The organism is Streptomyces sp. NPDC059994 (genome assembly GCF_042737755.1).
Taxonomy (GTDB): domain Bacteria; phylum Actinomycetota; class Actinomycetes; order Streptomycetales; family Streptomycetaceae; genus Streptomyces.
This window is the reverse complement of sequence record NZ_JBHWUR010000101.1, coordinates 1-4143: the sequence shown is the minus strand read 5'-3', so window position 1 is coordinate 4143 and position 4143 is coordinate 1. Positions and strand designations below refer to the sequence as shown.

The 4143-nt window shown below is 77.4% G+C and carries 2 protein-coding genes; one reads left to right on the top strand and one right to left on the bottom strand.

The annotated features are described in order from the left end of the window. Positions 1-860 precede the first annotated feature (860 nt). Entirely contained in the window at positions 861-2672 is a 1812-nt protein-coding gene (locus tag ACFWA7_RS32450; RefSeq protein WP_385826660.1) for a DUF6350 family protein, read from the bottom strand. A gap of 152 nt (positions 2673-2824) precedes the next feature. Here ACFWA7_RS32450 and ACFWA7_RS32445 point away from each other — a divergent pair, with 152 nt between their 5' ends. Continuing rightward, positions 2825-4084, top strand: coding sequence for a sigma factor-like helix-turn-helix DNA-binding protein (locus ACFWA7_RS32445; protein WP_385826658.1), 1260 nt, complete (start codon positions 2825-2827; stop codon positions 4082-4084). Positions 4085-4143 lie beyond the last annotated feature (59 nt).

Below are 4143 nucleotides of genomic sequence, written 5' to 3'. Positions count from 1 at the left end.
GCCGCGAAGCGGACACCGCGACCGACGGGCCGCAGCCGCTGACGGCGGGCAACGGACCACCAGAGACTCGGGCCTCGCCAACACAGCGGGCCCTGCACGCCGCAGGCGGACGCCCCAACCGGCGGGGCACAGCCGCCGACGGCGGACAACGGGCCGCCAGAGACCCAGGCCTCGCCAACACCCCGGGCTCTGCCCGCCGCAGGCGGACGCCGCAACCGGCGGACCGCAGCCGCTGACGGCGGGCAACGGGCCACCAGAGACCCGAGCCTCGCCAACACCGCTGAACGGGCGGGCGGGTGGGACGGGCCCTGCCCGCCGCAGGCGGACGCCCCAACCGGCGGGGCACAGCCGCCGACGGCGGACAACGGGCCGCCAGAGACCCAGGCCTCGCCAACACAGCGGGCCCTGCACGCCGCAGGCGGACGCCGCAACCGGCGGACCGCAGCCGCTGACGGCGGGCAACGGGCCACGAGAGACCCGAGCCTCGCCAACACCGCTGAACGGGCGGGCGGGTGGGACGGGCCCTGCACGCCGCAGGCGGACGCCGCAACCTGCGGGGCACAGCCGCCGACGGCGGACAACGGGCCGCCAGAGACCCAGGCCTCGCCAACACCCCGGGCTCTGCCCGCCGCAGGCGGACGCCCCAACCGGCGGACCGCAGCCGCTGACGGCGGGCAACCGGCCACCAGAGACCCGAGCCTCGCCAACACCGCTGAACGGGCGGGCGGGTGGGACGGGCCCTGCCCGCCGCAGGCGGGCGCCGCGACCGACGGGGCACAGTCGCCGACGGCGGGCAACCCACACCAGAGGCCCGGGCCGCCCCAACGCCGCCGAACGGGCGGGCGGGTGGGGCATCGCGGCTAGTGGGGGGCCGGGGGCTCGCCCTCGGCTTCGGGGAGGGGCGAGCCCTCCGGCCCGGGTTCACCCTGGTCCCCCGGCACAGCAGCCTCCCGCTCCTCCGGTTCCGGCTCGGCCCGATCCCCAGCCCCGGGCAGCCCGTCCGAATCCACCGGTACGGCCGACCCCGGCTCGCCCGGCTCCGGCACCACCACCACCGGCGCCCCCGCCGGCCGCTCCGGCACCTCACCCCCCGCCGGGGCGTCCGGCATCAGCCCCCCGGACGCCTCCCGCAACGCCGCCCGCCGCACCTCCCGCACCCCGCTGTCGTGCCACGCCCCGACCGGCAGGACGTCGTACGGTTCCCGGTCCCCCGACTCCGCCACCTCGCCCTTCCGACGCCGCCAGGCAACGCGCGACCACCATCGCCGAACCCCGGCCGCCTCGGCCACAGTCTCCGGGACCACACCCGAAACCGGCGGCACGGCCGCCACCGGCACCACACCCGAAACCGGCGGCTCCGCCGCCTTCCGCCCCCACCACCACCGCAACCCCAGCGCCCCCGGCACCCCCACCCCCGCCGTCCACAGCAGCGCCGCCCCGCCCGTGCGCCACCACACCGGGCCCAGCGCCGCCAGGCGCTCCGAGCCCAGGGGGCCGACCGAGAGCGCGGTCAGGAGCGCGAGCGCCGCCCCGCACGCCGCCGCCCCGCACAGCGCGGCAAGCGCCGTCTCCCCGCGCCCCCACGCCTCCTCCCCCTCCCCCGCCTCCTCGCCCGTCGCCCGCCGCACCGTCCACCATCCGACCGCCAGCCCGGCCAGCACCGGCAGCACCGCCACCGACCAGGTCAGCCAGTTCCCGCGCGGCTCGGCCGGCAGCGCGCTCAGCAGCGGGAAGTGCGGCACGGCCGGCGTTCCCGCCACCCCGAGCGGCGTCGCCACCGCGCCGGTGCCGAGCAGGAGCCCCGGCCCCAGCCCGTACGCCGCCCCCCACACCACCGCGTTCGGCACCAGCGCCAGCGCCAGCAGCAGCACCGCGAGCCGCCCGGGCCAGTCCTCCGCCAGCCGCAGGAACGCGTCCTGGGCCGCGCCGGCGTGCCACACCAGCCCCGCCCCGGCGAGCAGCGCCCCGCCCGCCAGCAGCACCGCCACCCCGGCTGACCCGGCTCGTACAGCCGTATTCGTACGACGATGGACCAGCACCCGGCGTACCGGCCCGGGCACCCACCCAGGAAGCGGAACGCGTGGGCGGCCGTGCGCGGTCCAGAGCCCGGCGCCGACCGCGCCCGAGGTCACCAGGGTCAGGTGCAGCGCGGCGCTGAGGGGTGCGGCGGGCAGCGGACCGTCGGACGCGTAGAGCACCGCCGCCGCGCCCACCAGAAGGTATCCGCAGGTCACAGCCGTGAAGGCAGTCCATACGGGTGACAGCGCCGTACGCTCGCCGCCCTCCTCGGCCCCCCCGTCGTCGCCATACCCCGGTTCCGGCTCCCTCTCGTACGACAGCGCGTCCCGCGCCGCCCGGTGTGCCAGCCACACCGGCAGCCCGACGAGCAGCAGCGGCACGATCCCCACCGGGGCGGGCACCCCGCTGAGCGTGTCGGGTCTGACCAGCTGCGTTCCATGGGCGAGCAGCCACAGCGCGGCCACCGCGCGCAGTACGCCGCTGGGGCCGCTGTCGGGGTAGGGCGAGCTGATCCACACCACTGTCACCAGCACGGCGAGCGCGCCGAGTCCCAGCCCCGCCGCCATCACCCCGCGCAGCACGCAGGTGGCCAGCACGGGCGGGCGGCCCTGGGCCGCAGGCAACCTCAGGCCGCGATCGGTCACTTGTGTCACGCCGCCATGCTGCCAACGACACGCGCTTTCTCCGCGTAACAGGAAAATGCCCGCCGTGTCGCTCAATATACGTTTATGTTCTTTTCCGCTCGGGGTAAGGCTGCGTGCGGTACGGCCGTCTCGGCCTTCGCGGGGAGTCCTGGGAGCCCTTCATGACAGAGCGCACGTCCGACACCGGTGCCGCCATGTCGCCGCCGCCCCTGCCGACCCCGGAGGAACGGCCGGTCACGGGCTCCGGCGGCGCCCCACCGGAGGCCGATACGGACACCGGCGCCGATACGGATGCGGGTGGCGGGCCCGGCACCCCCACCACCCGGGTGAAACCCAGCGCGCCCGCCAAGCCCCTGAGCACCCGCCGCCCCCGCTCCGCCGCGAAACGCGCCGCCAAGCGCCCGGCGACGGCCCCGGTCCGCCACGACGCGGCCCACACCCACGGCCCCGCCCCGGTGCCGGTCCCCTCACTCGCCGGTGCGCCCCCGCTCCCCGCCGAGGCGGACGACGCGGATGATGCGAACGATCCCGATCAAACACCCCGGGTCCCGGCCGCACCGGACCCCGCCCCCGAGCCTCCCGCCCGCCCCCTCTTCGACACCCCCGGCGACGCCTTCGACGCGCTCTACGCCGCCCACTCCACCGCCCTCGCCCAGCAGACGTACCTGCTCACCGGGCGGCGGCGGCTGGCGAAGGAGGCCGTCAAGCGCGCCTTCCACCTCGCCTGGCAGCGGTGGCCCGAGGTCGCGACCGACGCCGACCCGGCGGGCTGGGTACGGGCCGCGGCGCACGAGTACGCCCTCTCCCCCTGGCACCGGTTCCGCCGCGCGCACAAGCACCCCGACCATGCCCCGGCCGACCCCGAGCTCCGTAAGCTGCTGCGCGCGCTGCTCGACCTGCCGCCCCGGCACCGCCGTACGCTCCTGCTCTACGACGGCCTGGGCCTCGATCTGCCGGAGACCGCCGCCGAGACCGAGGCCAGCACCCCGGCCGCCGCGAACCGGCTGCTGAACGCCCGCGAGGCCGTCGCCGTCCACGTACCGGAGCTCGCCGCGGCCGCCACCTCGGAGGCGCTGTCCGCGCTGCTGCGGCGGCGCATCGGCGAACTCGCCCTCGCCGAGCCCCCGGCCGTGACCCGGCTGCCCCGTCCCCGGCGCGTGCGTACCGGTGGCGAGCGCCGCATCCGGGCCTGGACGCGTGCCGCCGTCACCCTGACCGCCGTCATCGTCGGCGCGACGGCCTTCACGCTCTCCAACGCGCCCACCCGCTACATCCCGCCGGTCTCCCCGGGCCAGCGCATCGGCGGCGTCCCGATCAACAGCGGCCCGCAGCGGCACGTCGACGAGGACGTGGAGCTCCACCGGAAGCTGCTCGAAGAGCCCGCACACGGGCCGGAACGGCTGGTCCCGGAGTTCCGCTGACACCCGCCGGGCCCGCTGGGCCTGGAAACGCGCGTGGGCCCGCACCCCTTGTCCTGGGG